The sequence below is a fragment of the Paramicrobacterium chengjingii genome, from assembly GCF_011751765.2.
Taxonomy (GTDB): domain Bacteria; phylum Actinomycetota; class Actinomycetes; order Actinomycetales; family Microbacteriaceae; genus Paramicrobacterium; species Paramicrobacterium chengjingii.
In genome coordinates this window covers 606,398-625,849 of record NZ_CP061169.1, presented here as the reverse complement: position 1 = coordinate 625,849, position 19,452 = coordinate 606,398, and the positions used below count along the sequence as shown (strand labels likewise).

At 62.5% G+C, this 19,452-nt stretch carries 16 protein-coding genes; 6 read left to right on the top strand and 10 right to left on the bottom strand.

Going from position 1 to position 19,452, the window contains the following annotated elements; genetic code table 11:
* Window positions 1-86: 86 nt before the first annotated feature.
* From HCR76_RS03135 to HCR76_RS03115, 5 genes are all read left to right on the top strand, one after another.
* Window positions 87-1,118, top strand: a complete 1,032-nt coding sequence (locus HCR76_RS03135) for a LacI family DNA-binding transcriptional regulator (RefSeq protein ID WP_166984777.1) — start codon at window positions 87-89, stop codon at window positions 1,116-1,118.
* A 168-nt stretch (window positions 1,119-1,286) separates the two neighbouring features.
* Window positions 1,287-2,411: a Gfo/Idh/MocA family protein gene (locus HCR76_RS03130; protein WP_166987917.1), complete on the top strand. Its 1,125-nt coding sequence runs from the start codon at window positions 1,287-1,289 to the stop codon at window positions 2,409-2,411.
* 7 nt (window positions 2,412-2,418) lie between these two features.
* Window positions 2,419-3,579, top strand: a complete 1,161-nt coding sequence (locus tag HCR76_RS03125; protein ID WP_166984779.1) for a DUF993 family protein — start codon at window positions 2,419-2,421, stop codon at window positions 3,577-3,579.
* Entirely contained in the window at window positions 3,576-4,436 is an 861-nt protein-coding gene (locus HCR76_RS03120) for a sugar phosphate isomerase/epimerase family protein (RefSeq protein ID WP_166984781.1), read from the top strand. Before HCR76_RS03125 ends, HCR76_RS03120 begins: the two co-directional genes overlap by 4 nt.
* Window positions 4,437-4,623: 187 nt before the next feature.
* Entirely contained in the window at window positions 4,624-5,409 is a 786-nt protein-coding gene (locus tag HCR76_RS03115) for a sugar phosphate isomerase/epimerase family protein (RefSeq protein ID WP_166984783.1), read from the top strand.
* A 14-nt stretch (window positions 5,410-5,423) separates the two neighbouring features.
* Here the strand turns inward: HCR76_RS03115 and metE are convergent, their stop codons facing one another.
* The gene (gene metE, locus HCR76_RS03110) at window positions 5,424-7,781 is read right to left on the bottom strand and encodes a 5-methyltetrahydropteroyltriglutamate--homocysteine S-methyltransferase (RefSeq protein ID WP_166984785.1); all 2,358 of its coding nucleotides are present in this window, start codon (window positions 7,779-7,781) and stop codon (window positions 5,424-5,426) included.
* 271 nt (window positions 7,782-8,052) lie between these two features.
* Between metE and HCR76_RS03105 the strand changes: the two genes are divergently transcribed.
* On the top strand, window positions 8,053-9,468 hold the full coding sequence (locus HCR76_RS03105) for a L,D-transpeptidase family protein (protein ID WP_166984787.1): 1,416 nt from the start codon (window positions 8,053-8,055) through the stop codon (window positions 9,466-9,468).
* Between the two features lie 12 nt (window positions 9,469-9,480).
* Here the strand turns inward: HCR76_RS03105 and HCR76_RS03100 are convergent, their stop codons facing one another.
* The 9 genes from HCR76_RS03100 to HCR76_RS03060 form a co-directional block, all read right to left on the bottom strand.
* The gene (locus HCR76_RS03100) at window positions 9,481-10,500 is read right to left on the bottom strand and encodes a LacI family DNA-binding transcriptional regulator (RefSeq protein ID WP_244971471.1); all 1,020 of its coding nucleotides are present in this window, start codon (window positions 10,498-10,500) and stop codon (window positions 9,481-9,483) included.
* Between the two features lie 138 nt (window positions 10,501-10,638).
* Complete coding sequence (gene yjfF, locus HCR76_RS03095; protein WP_166984789.1) at window positions 10,639-11,670, bottom strand: galactofuranose ABC transporter, permease protein YjfF; 1,032 nt, start codon at window positions 11,668-11,670, stop codon at window positions 10,639-10,641.
* Window positions 11,667-12,704 (bottom strand): ABC transporter permease, encoded by a 1,038-nt coding sequence (locus HCR76_RS03090; RefSeq protein ID WP_235934350.1) that lies wholly within the window; start codon window positions 12,702-12,704, stop codon window positions 11,667-11,669. The genes yjfF and HCR76_RS03090 overlap by 4 nt, the downstream gene beginning before the upstream one ends.
* Window positions 12,701-14,242 carry a sugar ABC transporter ATP-binding protein gene (locus HCR76_RS03085; RefSeq protein WP_166984791.1) on the bottom strand — a complete coding sequence of 514 codons (1,542 nt, stop codon included), beginning with the start codon at window positions 14,240-14,242 and terminating at the stop codon, window positions 12,701-12,703. The genes HCR76_RS03090 and HCR76_RS03085 overlap by 4 nt, the downstream gene beginning before the upstream one ends.
* A gap of 66 nt (window positions 14,243-14,308) precedes the next feature.
* On the bottom strand, window positions 14,309-15,292 hold the full coding sequence (locus HCR76_RS03080) for an ABC transporter substrate-binding protein (RefSeq protein ID WP_166984793.1): 984 nt from the start codon (window positions 15,290-15,292) through the stop codon (window positions 14,309-14,311).
* A 232-nt stretch (window positions 15,293-15,524) separates the two neighbouring features.
* Complete coding sequence (locus HCR76_RS03075) at window positions 15,525-16,538, bottom strand: LacI family DNA-binding transcriptional regulator (RefSeq protein ID WP_166984795.1); 1,014 nt, start codon at window positions 16,536-16,538, stop codon at window positions 15,525-15,527.
* A 110-nt stretch (window positions 16,539-16,648) separates the two neighbouring features.
* Window positions 16,649-17,440, bottom strand: coding sequence for an ABC transporter ATP-binding protein (locus tag HCR76_RS03070; RefSeq protein WP_166984797.1), 792 nt, complete (start codon window positions 17,438-17,440; stop codon window positions 16,649-16,651).
* 32 nt (window positions 17,441-17,472) lie between these two features.
* Complete coding sequence (locus HCR76_RS03065) at window positions 17,473-18,501, bottom strand: ABC transporter substrate-binding protein (RefSeq protein WP_166984799.1); 1,029 nt, start codon at window positions 18,499-18,501, stop codon at window positions 17,473-17,475.
* Between the two features lie 29 nt (window positions 18,502-18,530).
* Complete coding sequence (locus HCR76_RS03060; protein WP_166984801.1) at window positions 18,531-19,388, bottom strand: ABC transporter permease; 858 nt, start codon at window positions 19,386-19,388, stop codon at window positions 18,531-18,533.
* Window positions 19,389-19,452 lie beyond the last annotated feature (64 nt).

The following is a 19,452-nucleotide window of genomic DNA, read 5'->3' as shown; positions in this document are numbered from 1 at the left end:
TGGCTCGCGGCGGATACCGGGACTGACCCGTACACTCATCTCCAACACCGCGCCGCAATGGGCGCGCCGACGCGCGAGGAGTCGTCGTGGAGTCATCAACGCCCGTCACCCTGAATGATGTGGCCGACGAAGCCGGAGTGTCGCTTGCGACGGCATCGCGCGTGCTCAATGGAAGTGCTCGCAAGGTAGCCGAGTCCTATCGGCAACGTGTGATGGCTGCTGCCGCCCATCTCGGCTACGCACCGAATCTGTCTGCTCAGGCCATGGCAAAGGGGCGCGCGAACATCGTCGGCCTGCTCGTCGGCGAGATTGCCGACCCGTATTTCTCGGCGATCACGTCCGGGGCGATGGCCGCCGCAGACGAGGCAGGGCTCGTGGTTACCGTGGCGGTCACCGGCCGCGACGCCGACCGCGAGCTCACGACGGTGCGTGCTCTGCGCGGGCAGCGCCCCCGCGCAATCATTCTTGCCGGATCGCGATTTTCAGATGCCACCCGCGACGCGGAACTCACGGCCGAACTTGAGGCCTTTCGCTCGTCTGGCGGCCGCGTTGTCTTCATCAGTCAGAACGCCCTCCCATTCTCAACGGTTCAACTGGGCAACGACGAAGCGGCGCACGCACTCGGCGAACGTCTTGCCACACTCGGTTATCGCACGGCGGCGGTAATCGCCGGTCCCGAAACGCTCATTACATCAACGGATCGCGTGACCGGATTTACCCGGGGTTTCCGCGCTGGCGGTGGCGACGTTGTGCGAACAGCACGCGGAGACTTCACGAGAGACGGCGGTTTCGACGCAGGAGAGCAGCTCGCGGCATCCGATCTGACAGGCATCGACCTCATCTTCGCTGCGAGCGACATCATGGCAGTCGGAGCGATGTCTGCGCTGCGACAGGCCGGCATCACTCCGGGGGCGGATCTGGGAGTCGCGGGCTTCGACGACATTTCGACGGCACGCGACGTGACGCCGCCGCTCACGACAGTTGCGATTCCGCTCGAGAACATCGGCCACAGCGCCGTCGAACTTGCACTGCGCGATGAACCTGGTGCAGATCCCACGCCCGTCATGGGCACGGTTCTCGTCAGAGAGAGCACTCCGACGCGCGCAATCGCGGAGTAGAAGCCCGGCCCCACGCGCCGCCTACCACCATCGAGCACCGTCCAACGCGCGATAGCAACGGGCACTCGATTGCCTCGGCGATGGTTCTGCTCTACACTCGGGTAAACGCTTTCCCGTACTTGCTTCCGACAGAAAGAGCGACACGTGTCAGAGACGATCGGCATTATCATGAACGGCGCCTCCGGGCGCATGGGTTACCGCCAGCACCTGCTGCGCTCGATTCTCGCAATTCGCGACCAGGGAGGCGTGCTGCTCTCTGACGGCTCTCGGGTTCAGGTGAAGCCTCTGCTGGTCGGCCGAAGCGAGGCAAAGCTCGCCGAACTCGCCACGCGCCACGACATTGCCGACTACACGACTGACCTCGACGCTGCCCTCGACGACGACAAATGGCAGATCTATGCCGATTTTCTCGTCACCAAGGCACGCGTGCCCGCTCTGAAGAAGGCGATTGCCGCGGGCAAGGCGATCTACACCGAGAAGCCGACGGCAGAATCATTTGCCGATGCGCTTGAGCTTGCCCAGCTGGCAAACGCCGCCGGCATCAAGAATGGTGTCGTGCACGACAAGCTTTATCTTCCGGGTCTGCGCAAGCTCAAGCGGCTCATCGACTCCGGCTTCTTCGGATCGATACTCTCGGTGCGCGGCGAGTTCGGCTACTGGGTCTTCGAAGGCGATTGGCAGCCAGCGCAGCGACCGAGCTGGAACTACCGCTCGGAAGACGGCGGCGGCATCATCATCGATATGTTCCCCCACTGGAACTACGTACTCGAGAACCTGTTCGGCACGGTGAAGTCCGTCTATGCACACGCCACAACAGAGATCGCCGAGCGCATTGACGAGAATGGCGACCGGTACACGGCCACCGCAGACGACGCCGCCTACGCGGTGTTTGAGCTTGACGGCGGCATCACGGCGCAGTTGAACTCCAGCTGGACCACGCGCGTCAACCGCGACGAGCTGGTTGAATTTCAGGTCGACGGAACACATGGCAGCGCCGTCGTCGGCCTGTTCGGGTGCAAGATTCAGCCGCGCAACGCGACACCGAAGCCCGTCTGGAATCCAGATATCCCCGACGCGCACGACTACGACGACGACTGGATCGAAGTGCCGTCCAACGACGAATTCGAGAATGGCTTCAAGGTGCAGTGGGAGGAGTTTCTGCGCCATGTGCTCGAGGATGCCCCCAATGAGTTCGACTTCCTCTCTGGCGCCCGCGGTGTACTGCTCGCCGAAGAGGGACTAAAGAGCTCTGCCGAGGGCAGGCGCATCACGCTTCCGACCGTGAGCCTGTGACGCGACAATGACCGACTTCACGCTTCTCGACACCACCGGCGCGACCACGTCTGTGCCCGTGAACGACGCCCCCGATTACCGCAAGCCGAAGCACGCCCTCACCTCGCGCACCGCATACGCGGCAGCACATGTGATTCCACACGCTTGGGCAGACAATACGCCGGGGCAACCGGCCGAAATCGACTGGGATGCCACACTCGCCTTTCGCCACCACGTGTGGTCGTGGGGACTCGGCGTCGCTGACGCCATGGACACCGCCCAGAGAAACATGGGTCTGGATGCCGCCGCGACACGCGAGCTCATCACGCGCAGCGCTGCCGAAGCGCGTTCTGTGGGCGGCGCGCTCGTCGCCGGTGTGAACACCGACCACGTCGACGATGAGATGATCACTCTCGAGCAGATCATCGACGCATATAAGGAACAGCTTCACTTCACGGAGGATGCCGGCGCCGGAGTCGTGCTCATGTGCAGCCGTCACCTCGCGCGCACAGCCACGTCCGCGAGCGACTACGAGCGCGTCTACTCCGAAGTGCTCGCCGCAGCATCGACGCCCGTCGTGCTGCACTGGCTCGGCGAAGCATTCGATCCCCAGCTGGCCGGCTACTTCGGAGCAAACGGCTGGGAACCAGCATCCGACACTCTTCTGCGCATTATCGAGGCGAGCGACGGACGCGTCTCCGGAGTGAAGATGAGCCTGCTCGATGCCGACGCCGAGATCGCGGTGCGACGGCGCCTTCCGGTGCACACCACAATGTTCACGGGAGACGACTTCAACTACGCCCGGCTCATCGACGGAGACGACCAGGGGCACTCCGATGCGCTTCTGGGTGCATTTGCGGCTGTCGCGCCCTCGGCATCCGCTGCGATTCAGGCGTTGGACGACGGGAAGGTTGAGAGGTATCGCAGCATCCTGACCCCGACCGAGGCCCTCTCTCAGCAGATTTTCGCCTCGCCCACCTTCTTTTACAAGACGGGCGTCGCCTTCATGTCGTGGCTCAATGGACACCAGGCCGCCTTCTCGATGGTCGCCGGCCTGCACTCGGCGCGCAGCCTGCCGCACCTGTCTGAGATCGTCCGCCGAGCAAACGACTCGGGTGCTCTCGAGCGTCCGGAGCTCGCGGCAGCCCGCTGGAACGATCTTCTCGCCGTGAATGGAGTCACCGCATGACGCATCCGCTACTCTCGCTCAACCAGGCGACGATCAAGTACGCCGATCTGGCGACCGCCCTGCGCGTCACCAGCGATGCCGGTTACCGCTCAATCGGGCTCTGGCGCGAGCCCGTGCAGCACACGGGAATGGATGCCGCGACGGCTCTCGTCCGTGACTCGGGCCTGCGGGTCTCGAGCATGTGCCGCGGCGGATTCTTCACCCCGCTCGAGGGACCGGAGCGACGCCGTGCGATCGACGACAACAAAGCGGCGATCGACGAGACTGCCGCCATGGCGGATGCCGGTGCAGAAGGCTCGCGCGCGGTTCTCGTTCTGGTGGCCGGAGGGCTGCCCGATGCGTCTCGCGATCTTATCGGTGCGCGTGAACGCGTGGGCCACGCGATTGCCGAGCTCGTTGACCATGCGCTTGCTACAGGGGTGCAGCTCGCCATTGAACCGCTGCACCCGATGTACGTGTCAGATCGGGCTGTCGTCTCGACGTTGGGACAGGCGCTCGACATCTCCGAGCAGTTTCCCGCTGAGGCGGTCGGCGTCGTTGTCGATACGTTCCACATCTGGTGGGATCCCGACGTGCTCACGCAGATTGCGCGCGCCGGGGCGGGCGGGCGCATCGCCAGCTATCAGGTGTGCGACTGGGCGACGCCACTGCCTGCCGACGTACTGCTCTCGCGTCACTACCCTGGCGACGGCGTCATCGACTTCGCACCGATGACGCGCGCCGTTCTCGACGCGGGCTACACAGGCGACATCGAGGTGGAGATCTTCAATCAGCAGATCTGGGACACGGATGCCGCGACGGCGGCCGCTCGCACGGCGACCGCGTTTGACGCCGCCGTGGCGCCGCAGCTGCCCTGACGCCGCTCTGATGTCGTGGCTCCCACTGCTCCACACCGAGCAGGCCCGCCCCCGAATCGGGGACCAACTTTTGCTATCTCCGGCCGGTAATCGATAGCAAAAGTTGGCCCCTAATTTCACCGGACCGTTCCGCACCTGCATACGCTGGGCACGAGGGCTGCAATCCGCAAAAGATAAGAGGAGCTGTATGACGCCGTATATTCGCGCGGGGCTGTGTTCCGTGACATTTCGGCAGCTCAGTGCAGACGCCGTCATCGAGGCCGCCGTCGCAGCGGAGCTTGACTCGATCGAGTGGGGCACGGGTGACGGTGAGCACGTGACGCTGGGCGACGACGCCGCGGCTGCGCACATCGGCGAGCGCACGCGCGCTGCGGGACTCGCCGTCGCGTCACTCGGTGGCTACTACCGATGCGGTGACAACGAGACGATCGAACCGTTGCTCGATGCCGCGGGCACTGTCGGCGCGCCGCGTGTGCGCGTGTGGGCCGGCGCCGTGGGCTCAGCGGATGCTGACGAGACGGAACGCGCCCGCGTCATTGCGCGACTGCAGGATGCCGTGGATCAGGCTTCGTCTCGGGGCATCGAGCTTGCACTGGAGTACCACGGACGAACGCTCACCGACACCGCAGACTCTGCGCGGACTCTGCTTGAGAGCGTCGATCGCCCGCAGCTTTCGTCGTACTGGCAACCCACGCAGGGGGCGGCAGATGATGCGGCTCTCGCCGAACTCGACGTCGTGGCACCGTGGGTGTCGACGCTGCACGTCTTCTCGTGGTGGCCCGTCGCCGAGCGCCTGCGCCTTCACGAGCGGAGTAACCTCTGGCAGCGTGTGTTCGCTCACGCGGCATCCCTCCCCCGCATCACCGACGCGCTGCTCGAGTTTGTTCCGAACGACGACCCCTCGCTGCTGCCAGCCGAGGCGGAGACCCTGCGAACGTGGCTGCGTGAGAGCGCCGCGGCCCAGCCGCAGTGACCTTGCGCTATCGGTCACCCCGCCGAGGCTGACGCTGCCCGCTGCTCGACGACGCGTTGACGAACCCGAGTTGCAGCCTCGAGTACGTTGCGAAGCGATGCTGTCGCTTCCTGGTATCCGCGGGTCTTGAGTCCGCAATCCGGGTTCACCCAGAGCCGGTCGATGTCGACGACTTCGGCCGCGCGGACCAGCAGCTTCGTCACCTCGTCGACGCTCGGCACGCGCGGCGAATGGATGTCGTAGATGCCGGGCCCAATATCGTGGTCGAATCCGGATGCCGCGATGTCGTCGACAATCTCCATGCGGCTGTGCGCCGACTCGATGCTCGTCACATCGGCATCGAGCCCCTTGATCGCGTCGAGCACCACACCGAAGTGCGACGCGCAGAGGTGCGTGTGAATCTGGGTTTCGGGCTTCGCCGCCGCCGTCGCCAGTCGAAACGCCCCAACGGACCACGCAACGTAGTGCTCGTGATCGACGCCGCGCAGCGGCAGCATCTCACGCAGAGCAGGCTCATCGATTTGAATAATGCCGATTCCCGCGGCCTCAAGGTCTGCGATCTCGTCGCGAAGAGCCAGCGCAAGCTGCACGGCGGTATCGCTGAGTGGTTGATCGTCGCGCACGAACGACCACGCGAGAATCGTGACGGGCCCCGTCAGCATCCCCTTCACTGGTTTGCTCGTGAGGCTTTGTGCGTAGCGCGACCAGCCAACGGTGATAGGTGCGAGTCGTGACACGTCTCCCCAGAGGATCGGCGGGCGTGTGCATAAGCTGCCGTATGACTGCACCCACCCGTGCAGTGTCACCTCGAACCCCTCGAGGTTCTCCGCAAAGTACTGCACCATATCGTTGCGCTCGGGTTCGCCGTGCACCAGAACATCAAGACCAAGCTCTTCTTGCAGGGCGATCACGTCGGCGATCTCGTTCTTGATGAACGTCACGTAGGTCTCTGCGCTGTCGAAACCACCGAGATAACGAGTGCGGGCCCGCCGAATTCGGTCGGTTTGAGGAAATGACCCGATCGTCGTCGTCGGCAGCAGTGGAAGTGCGAGCTCACGCTTTTGCACTTCGCGTCTCTGGTTCCAAGAAACACGGTAACGGTCCCTCGCGCCGAGAAGGGAAACGCGTGCCCGTACCGCCTGATTGCGCACGCCCGGCGCATTGAGACGGTCTGAGAACGCGGCGGATGCTGCGTCGAGCTCGCCGCGCACGCTCGAGGATCCGCTCGCGAGGCCGCGTCCGACGACGCCGACCTGCTGCACCTTCTGGTCTGCAAACGAGAGCCAGGTGCTGAGGCGGGGCTCGAGGTGCTGCTCGAGCGAGACGTCGTGTGGAACGTGGACGAGGCTCGTCGACGTCGAGACCGCGACGGATCGTGTCAGGCGACGCACGTCCGCAGCCGTCGTGAGGGCAGCCTCGAGGTCCCCGCGCCAAACCGAGCGCCCGTCAATCACGCCGGCGACAAGAGCTTTGTCTGCCAGGCGAGCACGTGTGCCGCTGTCGATGCGACTCGGAATCGTTCCATGCACGAGGTCGAGCCCAATTGCCTCGACGGGCGTTGCAGCGAGCGAAGCGAGAGCGCCGCCGATGTCACCGTATGCTGTCGAAACAAACAGGCGCGGCCTCTCTGTGGCGGCTCCCAACTCGCGGTACGCCGCCTCGACAGCGGCGAGCAGGCGATCCGCGTCGTCCGCGACGGCATCGCTGACGAGCGCCGGCTCATCGAGCTGCACCCACTCTGCACCAGCATGACTCAGATCTGAAAGCAGCCGCGCATACGCGGGAACAAGGTCGGCAAGGCGTGAGAACGGCAGAAAGCCTTCAGGTGCGTCGATTTCCGCTTTGCTGAGCAGGAGCAGGGTGACCGGGCCGACGATCGTCGGGCGCGTGATGAAGCCCGAGGCTCGTGCCTCGATGAAGTCCCTTATGAGGCGATTACTCGACGCTCGGAACCGAGTGTCAGGACCGATCTCGGGTACGAGGTGGTGATAGTTGGTGTCAAACCATTTTGTCATGGCGAGCGGCGAGGCATCGCCGTGCCCGCGGGCGAGCGCGAAGGCAGCGCCACTCTCGTCTTCCCGCGCATTCACCACATCATCGAAACGCCGGGGAATCGCTCCCACCGTGACGGCAGCGTCGAGCACGTGGTCATAGAGAGAGAACGATTCAGGGATCGACGAGTCGTCGCGCCCAAGCCCCAGCCCGACGAGGCGTTCGCGGATCGACGACCGAATCGCCGTCGCTGTCGCGTCGAACTCGCGCGCGGTGAGCCGCCCGGCCCAGCGCTCATCGAGCGCCTTGGTGAGCTCTCGCCTTCGGCCGATGCGCGGATAGCCGAGGATCGTTGCCCTCGGGAAGCTGCGTGCCGTCATTCTGTGCCCTCCGATGGCTCGAAGCTACGTCAGTTTTCCGGGCCGTGACGGTATGTGTCGCAATGTTTCTGCGAGATGACTCCGTGTTTCCGAAGCATCTTTACATTTGGCCAAATGTTGCGATTAGCTTCGCGCTGCGGACGCTGAGGGCCATCCAGCGATTTCACCGATTGTTTTCACTTCGTAACCGAGAAATGCCATGTTCCCAGGAATGGCCACATATCATAGGAAGGCGGCAGCGCGCACGTTTTGCGCGCCTCTGGGGGAGAAAATGAGCACATCGGCGGGAAAGGGCACGACTGCCCTGTCGATCAATGACGCAACGAAGACGCGGCGTAAGCGCCGCGGGCTGCGCCTGGGGCTCGGCATCGGCATTCCCGGCGGAGTCATCGTCGCTGCAGCCGCCGTGAGCTCGGTTCTGCTGATCGCACCCGGTGTGAGCGCCGCAGGGGCCACCGTCGGCTGGCACACCGCCGACCTCGCCGCCGAGGCAGTCTCGGACCAGCTGGCCGCAAGCAAAATTACCATCACGGGCAACTCTGACAGCGTGACATTGACTGGTGCCGAACTCGGGCTCACCGTTGATGCCACGACAATCGCCAGCGCAGCGCACGACTCACGCCCGCTCTGGAACATCTCCACCTGGAATTCAGGCCCAGTTCCGGTGACCATCAACGTGGATGCAGACAAAGCGCTCGACGCCCTGCGCTCCGCCGCTCCCGATGTCTTCACGATTCCTGAGAACGCATCGATCAGCTACGACCCGAAAGCTGTCGCCTACTCGGCGGTCGACGCCGTCGTCGGCACCGGCCTCGACTTCACGGCATTCGCCTCAGAGCTCTCCTCTGTGCTCAGCAAAGGCGTGAACGGCGACGACATCGCCGTCAGCGCCACGTTCGATGATGTGCAGCCACCCATTACGACCGCGATCGCCCAGACAGAGGCCGACGCGCTCAATACAATGCTCACGTCCGCTGGCTTCTACATTGACGACGAGAAGGTCGTTGGGGTCAAGCCTGCCACCGTCGCATCGTGGCTCACCGTCGAGAACGTCGATGACGCCGTTCACGTCTACGCAGACGAAGCAGCGATCGAGAAGGTTGTGGAAGGCCTCCCCGAGAAAGTGAACCGCGCCGCCGTGGACGAGAAGGTTGTGACGAACTCCGCCGGCACCCATCTCCGCACGATCCAGGAGGGCGCTGACGGCTGGACTCTTGAGAGCACCGACGGCATCGCAGCGGCGTTTGCCGAGCAGCTCGCCTCGGGCAATGGCAACTATCAGCTTGCAGTAACGACGGATGCTGCCGAGACGATCGAGCTCTTCCGCAGCGTCGAGGTCGACAAGAGCGCCGGCAAGGTGATCATGTACGAGAACAAGAAAGTCGTCGCCACCTATGCCGTCGCCATCGGAAAACCGTCGACACCTACGGATGAAGGGCACTTCACCGTCTACGGACAGCTCACAACGCAAGACATGGGCTGTGTGCCCGGGTACGACTACTGCACCAAAGACGTACCGTGGATCACATACTTCAACGGCGACCAGGGCTTCCACGGCACCTATTGGCACAACAACTTCGGCCCGGGTGCCATGATGAGCCACGGATGCGTGAACATGACGATCGCCGCGGCAAAAGACATGTACTACTTTGCACAGACAGGAACAGAGGTCTGGGTTCACGCCTGACCGGGGGCGAGGCTACGGTCGGCGAGCTTTCGCCGCGGAATCACGCACAATGAGTTGCGGAACAATCGCACTCTGCGGCGCAACAGCGTCGTCCGACAGCTGAGCCAGCACCGCAGCCATGACGTCGCCGCCAAGACGCACGAAGTCCTGCCGCATCGTCGTGAGCGGCGGCGACAGGTGTGCAGCCTCGGGAATATCGTCGTACCCGACGACGGAGAAGTCATGCGGAACGGTGAGTCCCATATCGCGAAGCCCGTGAAAGACGCCAAGCGACATCTGATCGTTTGCCACAAATGCGGCGGTCGCCGTGGATGCCCCCAGCGTTCGGCCGTGCTCGTAACCGCTGCTCGGCGACCAATCACCGGAGAGCACCGCAGTCGCCACGAGGCCGCGCGCCGAGAGTTCGTCGCGCCAGCCACGCATCCGCTCGCGCGCGTCGAGCGATTCTTCCGGGCCGGCGACATGCCTGATCTCTGTATGACCGAGTTCAGCAAGGTGCGCGACGGCGGCACGCGCTCCCGCGTAGTGATCGATGGCAACGGTCGCCGCGTTTCCTTCTTCGTGCGGAGCCACGACGACGAGCGGAACGCCAAGCTCCTCGTGCGCGAGAGAGGCGATGTCCTTCACCGTCGCCGCGATCAGCACGATCGCCTCGACATTCTGACGCAGCAGCAGCTCCGCTGCAGAGCGCAGCGCAGCGGCATCCGCCTCGAGCATGCTGGCGATGCTCACCGCATAGCGTGCCTCTCGCGCCGCCTCATTGAAATGCAGAAGGGTTGTGGCCGGACCATAGTCTGGGCCCCCCGTCTGAATGAGACCGATGGTGCGCGAACGTCGGGTGACGAGAGCGCGCGCCGCCTGCGATGGCGTGTAACGCAGCTGGGCGATCGCCTTCTCGACGCGTTCCCGAGTCGACGCGCGAACATTGGGCAAATCGTTGAGCACCCGCGACACCGTCTGGTGCGACACACCAGCGAGCCGGGCGACGTCGAAGATGGTCGCCGCTCGAGTCTTGCCGTCGTCCGCGATCACCACCCGTTTCTCGTCCCCTCGTCGATGAAGCTGCTGCGTGCGCTCGGCCCGGTCAGGAGCGAGAGAGCACTTTCAGAATATCGCCCCGTCCGTGCGCATTTACCGCACGCGGCACGGCGCTGACATCGAGCCTCGACGTCAGGCACGACGCAATGTGAGGATCTTCTGCAGCACGATGAAGATGAGCAGCAGTGCGCCGATGAAGATCTTCGTCCACCACGATGTGAGATTCCCATCGAAGGTGATGAGCGTCTGGATGGTCCCCAGCACCAGCACTCCGAGCACAGAACCGAGAACCGAACCGTATCCTCCCGTCAGCAGGGTGCCGCCGATCACGACGGCGGCGATGGCGTCGAGCTCTGTTCCGACAGCGGTGAGCGCGTACCCGGAGAGCGTGTAGAAGGTGTAAAGCACACCGGCGAGGCCCGAGCAGAAGCCGGAGATCGCGTACACGATCACTTTGGTGCGTGCGACAGGCAATCCCATTAACTGGGCCGACTGCTCCGAGCCGCCGATCGCGTACACCGTGCGTCCGAATCGCGTGTAACGCAGAACGACGACAGCGATGATGACAACGACAATCGCGATGATCACGCTGGGCGTCACGCTCAATCCCAGAAACTTCAGTCGCGTTTGCCCGAGCACGGTGAAGAACGGTGCATCGATCGAGATCGACTTGGCGCTGATCACGTAGCAGAGCCCGCGTGCGAGAAACATCGCTGCGAGCGTCGCGATGAACGGCTGAATGTCGAAATAGTGCACCATCACTCCGACGAGGAACCCGAGCCCCGTTGTCGCCACAAGGATGATCGGAATAATCACCCCTGCGGGAAGTCCAGACTGCGCAAGTGACGCCGCCATCATCGTCGCGAGAGCGAGAACGGCCCCCACCGACAGATCGATGCCCGCCGTCAGAATCACAAATGTCATGCCGACAGCGAGCACGACAAGGTGGGCGTTGTCGATGAGAAGATTGACGACGATCTGCGGGTTGTTGAATCCGCGGTACTGCGACATTCCATAGACGAACATGCCAATGAGCAGCAGTCCCGTCACGATGACCGGCCCATACTTGGGGTTCGTAAAGACATCCCGGATGCTGTGCAGCCCCCACCGTGAACGCTCGACGTCTGTCGGCAACGGTGTGCTGTTCTTGCGGGTGAGAGTCATGATGAGGCGACCTCCGCGCTCAGCGCTCGGCGTCGTCGCCAAGCCGACATGTATTCGGCGGTCTTCGGAGATTGCAGCAGGCATACCGCCGTCACGACTGCCGCTTTGAACACCATCGTGACGATGGGAGGGATGCCTACCGTGTAGACGGTGGTGACGAGCGTTTGGATGACAAGGGCGCCGACAACCGTTCCCCAGAGCGAATACCGCCCGCCCATGAGCGACGTACCACCGATCACCACGGCGAGAATCGCATCGAGTTCAATGAAAAGCCCTGTGTTGTTTGCATCTGCAGCCGTCTGGCTGCTTGTGAGAATGAGCCCCGCAACGGCGGAACAGAGCGCGCAGAACACGTAGACCAGAATGAGCAGGCCGCGAGCGCGGATGCCAGCCATGCGACTGGCACGCGGGTTGATTCCCGTTGACTCGATAAACAGTCCGAGCGCGGTGCGCCTTGTGAGAGCCCCGGCGATCGCGACAGTGATAATTGCGGCGATCACGGCAAACGGAATGCCGAAAACGACACCCGAGCCGAGATACCGGAACGAGTCGCTCGATACCGTGATGATCTGCCCCTTGGTGATCAGCATCGCGATTCCACGACCCGCCGTCATCAAGATGAGCGTCGCGACAATCGGCTGGATTCCGAGAACGGCAACGAGCGCGCCGTTCCAGATGCCAAGCACGAGCGACACGGCGATGGCCGTCGCGATCGCGATCACCGTTGTGGCGACGCTGTCGGGGTTTGGCGAGCCGAGGATGATCGCCGCGGCAACCGCACCCGCGATAGCGCATACTGATCCGACCGAGAGGTCGATGCCCTTTGTGGCGATGACGAGCGTCATGCCAATCGCGATCATAAGCGTTGGAGCGCCATTGCGCAGAATGTCGATGACGCTTCCGTACAGGGCGCCCTCGCGAATCTGGATCGTGAAGAATCCAGGGAAAACGATGACGTCGATGATCGCCAGTGCGACGAGCATGGCGACCGGCCAGAACAGCCGAGACGAAGTGATGCGTCTGATCGTCGTCACGAGGCCTCCTCCAGGTTGTCGCCGTCAGCGATGACGGCGAGCACATCGTCGGTTGTCAGGTTGTCGTTGTCGAGCACGGCGACAAGTCGCCTGTCGCGCATGATCGCCACCCTGTGACTCAGGCGCAACACCTCGTCGAGCTCTGCCGAGATGTAGACGACGCCCATGCCGTTCTCGGCGAGGTTGACGACGAGCTTCTGAATCTCGGCCTTCGCCCCGACGTCGATTCCCCGTGTCGGCTCGTCAAGCACGAGCAGTCGCGGTGCGATGGCGAGCCACCGAGCAAGCAGTACCTTCTGCTGGTTTCCGCCCGAGAGAGTGCGCACGAGCGCATCCGGATTTGCCGGGCGAATGCCGAGCGTTGTGATATAGCTGTCGACCAGCTCGTTGCGGCGTTTGGCCGAGAGCGGCCGAAACCACCCGCGGTCAGCCTGCAGGGCAAGAATGATGTTGTCGCGAATGCTGAGGTCACCGAGGATGCCCTCGGAACGACGGTCTTCGCTCGCATACACCACACGGTCCGCAAGAGCACGGCGCGGAGTGCGGAACTTGACGGGCGTGCCGGCGAAGCGGATTGTTCCGGAATCGGCGCGATCGATGCCCGTAAGAAGTCGCGCGAGTTCACTTCTGCCCGAGCCGAGAAGACCGGCGAAACCGACGACCTCGCCTTCGAGCACACGAATGTCTGCGGGGTGTACCGCGCCGCGCCGTCCCAGCCCGCTTGCTTCGATGATCGCGGGAATGTCTGCATTCTGGGTGTCGTCGGCGTCCTCTGCCGACCTCTGATCAAGAGCGTCGAGCACAGTGATCTCTTTGCCGATCATCTTCTGCACAAGGTCGATGCGCAGCAGCTCCTCTGTGCGATACTCCCCTTCGAAACGCCCGTTGCGCAGCACCGTGAGCCTGTCGGAGATCTCGTACACCTGGTCGAGAAAGTGCGAAACAAAGAGAATGGCGACGCCATCGTCTTTGAGAGAACGGATGATGCGGAAGAGCTCCTTTACCTCATCGGCGTCGAGGCTTGATGTCGGCTCATCGAGAATCAGCACGCGAGCGTTGATGCTCGTCGCCCGCGCAATGGCGACGAGCTGCTGTACCGCGAGCGAATGCGAACCGAGGAGCGAACCCGGATCGATAGCTATTCCCACGCGTTCGAGTACTTCTCGCGCGCGGGTGCGAACCGCCGACCAATCGATGCGGCCCGCCGTGCGCGGTTCACGGCCCAGAATGATGTTCTCGGCGACCGTGAGGTTCGGAAGCAGGTTCACTTCCTGGTAGACCGTAGAGATACCGGCATCCTGAGCGGCCGCAGTTGAGGCGAACGAAACGGATTGACCGCCGACACGCGTCGTTCCGGAGTCGGGCCGATAAACGCCCGTGAGCGCCTTGATGAGCGTGGACTTGCCTGCTCCGTTCTCGCCCATGAGCGAGTGAACCTCACCGGGGAACATTCGAAAGCTCACGGAATCGAGCGCCTTCACTCCGGGGAACGTGATCGAGATGTCGGTCATCTCGACGATGGGGGACGTCGTTGTCATCGCGTGTACTCTCCCTGCGAAACTGCACGGGCCGGGCCCCGCTGCGCAGGACCCGGCACCGTGTGATCAGTACTGGCGGTCGGGAAGGGCTTCCTTAGCCTCTTCCTGGGTGAACGTCGTCTCTTCTGTGACGACGCGCTTCTCGATGTCTTCACCCGCGACGACCTTCTTGACGAGGTCGACGAGCTGGTCTCCGAGCAACGGGTTGCACTCAACGATGAAGTTGATCTTGCCGTCGGCGAGTGCCTGCATGCCGTCTTTCACCGCGTCGACGGTGATGATCTTAATGTCTTCACCCGGCACGAGTCCGGCTTCTTCGATCGCCTCGATAGCGCCGAGCCCCATGTCGTCGTTGTGCGAGTAGATCACGTCGACGTCGGGGTTTGACTTGAGCAGCGCCTCTGTCACCTGCTTGCCTCCGGCACGGGTGAAGTCACCCGTCTGCGAGGCAACGATCTCAAACTTCGATTCGTCTTTGATGATCTCGGCGAAACCCTCGGCACGATCGATTGCAGGAGCCGCACCTGTCGTGCCCTCGAGCTGAATGATCTTCACCGGGTCGTCCGAGTCCGCATACTCTTCGACGAGCCATTCGCCTGCCTTGTTGCCCTCTTCGACGAAGTCGCTGCCGAGGAATGACTCGTACAGGGACTCGTCTTCAGAGTCAACGGCGCGGTCGGTCAGAATGACGGGGATGCCAGCATCCTTCGCCTCCTGAAGAACGGCGTCCCACCCTGATTCGACAACGGGCGAGAACGCGATGACGTCGACACCCTGCTGAATGTATGAGCGAATCGCCTTGATCTGGTTCTCCTGCTTCTGCTGCGCGTCAGAGAACTTCAGTTCAATGCCGGCGTCTTCGAACGCCCGCTTGACGTCTTTGGTGTTCGCCGTGCGCCAGCCGCTCTCAGCTCCCACCTGCGCGAAGCCGACGATGATGTCCTCCGGCGCTTTGTCGCCGCCGTCGCCACCCGATGCCCCGGCGGAGCACCCCGTGAGCGCAAGCAGCAGGGCGCCGGTTGCCGCGAGCCCGGTCACTAGTTTCTTCACACTAAACCTCCTTGTTCAGCCGCGACCGATTGGCCGCCCCGGCACCATTGCTGTGGGAATCTGAGTGCCTCTCCCAGATGTTAGCGCTCACAATTGTCAATATTCAAGACGAAATGATCACGAACATATAACGTGCTGCACCAGAGAAGCCGCGGCTTTTCGCAATCCATCAGTAATTGTGAGCGTTCTATTTTCTCACCCGGCAAGTAGCAGCTGGTGTCGCAGCGCACCGTCAGTTATGGGCCAGCGGAGCTGTCGACGCACGGATGATGAGCCGCGGCTCGATCGGCTCGGTGATCAATTCGCCGACACTGTCGAGAAGTCGGGAGACGGCGCGGCGGCCGAGCTCGGTAAAGTCTTGGCGAACCGTTGTGAGCGGTGGCCAGAAGTGCCGCGCCTCTGGAATGTCATCGAATCCGACGATGGAGATGTCACCCGGCACGTCGAGCCCTCGCTCTCGAAGCGCGTGGATCAGCCCCAGCGCCATCTGATCGTTACCAGAGACGACAGCGGTCACTGACCCCTCGGCGAAGAGCTCACTTCCGGACCTATACCCGAAATCCGACGACCAGTCCCCGATGATCGGATTCTCGGCGACGAGCCCGTTCTGAGCCATTTCGTCGAGGTAGCCGCGCGTTCGAGCCTCGGCTTCAATCCACTCTTGCGGACCAGCGAGATGGGCAATGCGCCGGTGGCCCTGCGCGATGAGGTGTCGCGTGGCGAGTCGGGCTCCAGCCACCTGGTCGACGGCGATGACGTGACGGTCGGCGACGTCACGCTGGTGCACCGAGACGAATGGCACGTCCAGCTGCAGCAGGCTCATGGCATCGAAAACGCGCACCTGCGGAGCAACGAGCACGATGCCGTCGACTGCCTGATTCATGAGGTGGTCGAGTCCGGCGCGAATGGCCGAATCGTCTGATCCGGAAAGATTGACAGTGCTGGCGAAGTAGCCGCGATCCTTCGCCGCATTCTCGACACCCTCGATCATGGTCGCCGGACCGTACTCAGACCGATGAGAAGCCAGCACCCCGATGGTGTGGGACTTGCTCGTCACGAGCGCGCGCGCCGCGCGATTGGGGCGGTAGTTCAGCTCGGCCATGACTTCGAGCACACGCCGCTTCGTCTCGTCGCGCAGGCTCGGATGATCGTTGATCACTCGGGATACAGTCTGATGGCTGACGCCTGCTGCCTTGGCAACGTCTCGCATGTTCGGCAGCCGGCCCCGTGCGTCGCTCGTGGACATGCTCCCCCTCGGCTGTCGTTCCGCGACTCAAATCTAGACGAGGGATGCCGCATGTGACAACGTCACATGCGGCATCGGTCCCTTTTGACGGCGCTCGCGGCGATGCTTCGTCAGTCAGCCTTCGCCGTCGAGCCCAGCAGCTCACGTACGCGGCTGGACACCCGATGGAACTCCGGCGTCTCAAGCACGGTCGCATAATCACGCTCTGGAGCGAGATCGACCGTGTGCTCTTCAATGATGCGGCCCGGCCGTGGGCTCATCACCACAACGCGCGTTGCCAGGTAAACGGCCTCGGCAACGGAGTGCGTGACGAGAAGAACTGTCGTGCCAGTCTCACGCCAAATTCGGTTCAGCTCAACGTTCATCTTTTCGCGGGTCAACGCGTCGAGCGCGCCGAACGGCTCGTCCATAAGCAGCACATCTGGCTTGTGCAGCAGCGCGCGACACAGCGAGACGCGTTGCTGCATTCCGCCAGACAGCTCATGTGGCAATGCCTTTTCGAAGCCACTAAGTCCCGTCATCTCGATCAGCTCGTCTGTGCGTTTGTTTGCACTGCGCATGTCCATGCCGCGCATTTCCGCCTGAATCAGGATGTTGCCGCGCACGCTTCGCCAGTCAAGCAAAGCCGCGCGCTGGAAGACGTAGCCGATGTCCTGCCGCGGCTTCTCGACGTTGCTTCCCTTCAGCTGAATCGAACCATGGCTTGGCTTCGTCAACCCGGCAACGGCCTTGAGCAGCGTTGATTTGCCGCATCCTGACGGGCCGGCGATCGCGATGAACTCGCCCTTCTCGACATGAAGATCGATGCCCTCGAGCGCGTTCACCCTTCCCCTCTTGGACGCGAACGTCACCGAAAGATCGTCGATCGCGACGGTCCGCGTTTTCTCTTCGGTCTGCGACATTGGCTTCCTCTCGCCCGTCAGGATTTTCATCGCTACTTCTCAGGAGCGAAGGATGCGTCGTAGTAGCTGTCGACATCGCCGCCGGCCTCGATGAGGCCAGCTTCAGAGAGCACACTGATCGTCGCCGACCAGTCTTCTTCGGAATTGGCCCCGGGCGCCTTACCCTCTGTGGCGTCGGTATGCAGAAGCTTCACGGTCTCATTCCACTGATTGAGCAGCACGTCCTGGCTCGGCAGCTGCGGGTCTTTGCCGTCCATCGTGGCAACTGCGGCTTCCGGGTCAGCGGCGGCGGCTTCGAACGCCTCCGAGGTTGCTGCCACCATCGCCGAGACGAGGTCAGGGTCGTTTTCAATGGTGTCACCGGGAGCGATGAGCCCGTTGCTGAAGAAGTTCAGGCCCGCGTCCGAGTAACGAAGATACTTCACCTCTTTGCCGCTCTCTTCTGCAATAGTCGGCCCCTGGTCGTGTGCAAAGCCGATGAGCCCATCGACCTTACCCGAAAGCATCGCTGCCATCTTTCCCGCTGCATCGAGGTTCTGCTGCTTGACGTCGCCCTCAGAGAGCCCGACGGCTTCGAGATACGCGGGGAACGTGGTTGTGGGAGCATCTCCGGCCGAGACCGCGATGGTCTTGCCCTTCAAATCTTTAGGCGAGTCGATTCCAGAATCCGCAAAGACTTGAACAGCCGAGGGAGTCGTCTGCAGGAAGACGCCAACACTCTTGATCGACACGCCCTTGTCGATGTTTGCAAGAACGGCTGGAGTGTCAGCCCACCCAAAGTCGACCTGCTTCTGGCCTACGGCCTGTGCAGTCTTTGTCGACCCCTGGCCGGCCTTGATCGTGAGATCAATACCGTGCTCTTCAAAGATGCCCTCGTCAACGCCGTAGTAGAAAGGCGCGTGCTCGCCGTACGGATACCAGTTGAGCATGAGCGTCACGGACGTCATTCCCTCGCCATCTCCCGATGACTGGTCAGAGCTGGAACCGCTGCATCCTGTGAGAGCGAGTGCTGATGCGGCGATTGCCGCGATGGCTGTGAGTGCTGATGATGGCTTCTTCATCGAAACCCCTTCTTCTTGTGGTTGATCTGTCAGAGTCGAACGGTGGATGCGCCAAGATCACGCTTCGAGGAATGCCACGGAATCAAAAAGCGCTCGGCGATTTGGATGATCCCGAAGAGCAGCACGCCCATGAGCGACATGATGATGAGAGCGGCGAAGAGCATCGCCGTATCGAGGTTTCCGTTCGCCTGAAGGATCACGTAGCCGAGCCCTTCGTTCGCTCCGACGAATTCGCCGACCACCGCACCGGTAACGGCGAGAGTCGCGGCAACTTTGAACCCAGACAGCAATTCGGGCAGTGCAGCGGGAAGCCGCACCTTGACGAATGTCTTGAACCGCCCTGCACCCATTGTGGAGGTGAGCTGGAGCACGTCAGGGTCAACCGAGCGCAGTCCGGAGAGCCCCGAGATCACGACGGGGAAGAAAGCCATCAGCACGGCAACGAGAATCTTCGGGCTTGCACCGAATCCAAGCCACACGACAAAGAGCGGAGCGATCGCGATCTTCGGAACCACCTGAGCGAAGAGGATCACCGGGTACAGAGTCTTCTCCAGCCCGCCGGAGTACACCATGACAACGGCTACGGCGAGCCCGACAATCACGGCAATGATAAATCCGACGATCGTTTCATACGCCGTCACCCAGGTGTGTTGAGCCAGGTATGCGGCATTGTCAGACATCGCTATCCACGTGTCAACGGGCGAGGGAATGATGTACGGCTTCACCCATCCCGCCGTGGTGACGGCCCACCACACAACCACGAGAGCGATGACAAACACGATGGGGTGCCAACTCTTCGCCCACCAGCTCGCAAACTTTCCTTGCGATTTCTCTGTCTGCGAAAGGGCCATCATCTCCGTCGCCGGAGGCGCGGTCTGTGCTGTCATCGCAAGTACCTCATTCTCTCCATCGAGCTCAATCGGAAAGCGCATTCCCGTTGTCTTGTCGATA

Bases quoted from the DNA above. Each gene is read 5' to 3' on its own strand.
- HCR76_RS03130 (WP_166987917.1), top strand. From the start codon at position 1,287: ATGAACGGCGCCTCCGGGCGCATGGGTTACCGCCAGCACCTGCTGCGC.
- HCR76_RS03125 (WP_166984779.1), top strand. From the start codon at position 2,419: ATGACCGACTTCACGCTTCTCGACACCACCGGCGCGACCACGTCTGTG.
- HCR76_RS03120 (WP_166984781.1), top strand. From the start codon at position 3,576: ATGACGCATCCGCTACTCTCGCTCAACCAGGCGACGATCAAGTACGCC.
- HCR76_RS03115 (WP_166984783.1), top strand. From the start codon at position 4,624: ATGACGCCGTATATTCGCGCGGGGCTGTGTTCCGTGACATTTCGGCAG.
- metE (WP_166984785.1), bottom strand. From the start codon at position 7,781: ATGACGGCACGCAGCTTCCCGAGGGCAACGATCCTCGGCTATCCGCGC.
- HCR76_RS03105 (WP_166984787.1), top strand. From the start codon at position 8,053: ATGAGCACATCGGCGGGAAAGGGCACGACTGCCCTGTCGATCAATGAC.
- yjfF (WP_166984789.1), bottom strand. From the start codon at position 11,670: ATGACTCTCACCCGCAAGAACAGCACACCGTTGCCGACAGACGTCGAG.
- HCR76_RS03085 (WP_166984791.1), bottom strand. From the start codon at position 14,242: ATGACAACGACGTCCCCCATCGTCGAGATGACCGACATCTCGATCACG.
- HCR76_RS03075 (WP_166984795.1), bottom strand. From the start codon at position 16,538: ATGTCCACGAGCGACGCACGGGGCCGGCTGCCGAACATGCGAGACGTT.
- HCR76_RS03070 (WP_166984797.1), bottom strand. From the start codon at position 17,440: ATGTCGCAGACCGAAGAGAAAACGCGGACCGTCGCGATCGACGATCTT.
- HCR76_RS03065 (WP_166984799.1), bottom strand. From the start codon at position 18,501: ATGAAGAAGCCATCATCAGCACTCACAGCCATCGCGGCAATCGCCGCA.
- HCR76_RS03060 (WP_166984801.1), bottom strand. From the start codon at position 19,388: ATGACAGCACAGACCGCGCCTCCGGCGACGGAGATGATGGCCCTTTCG.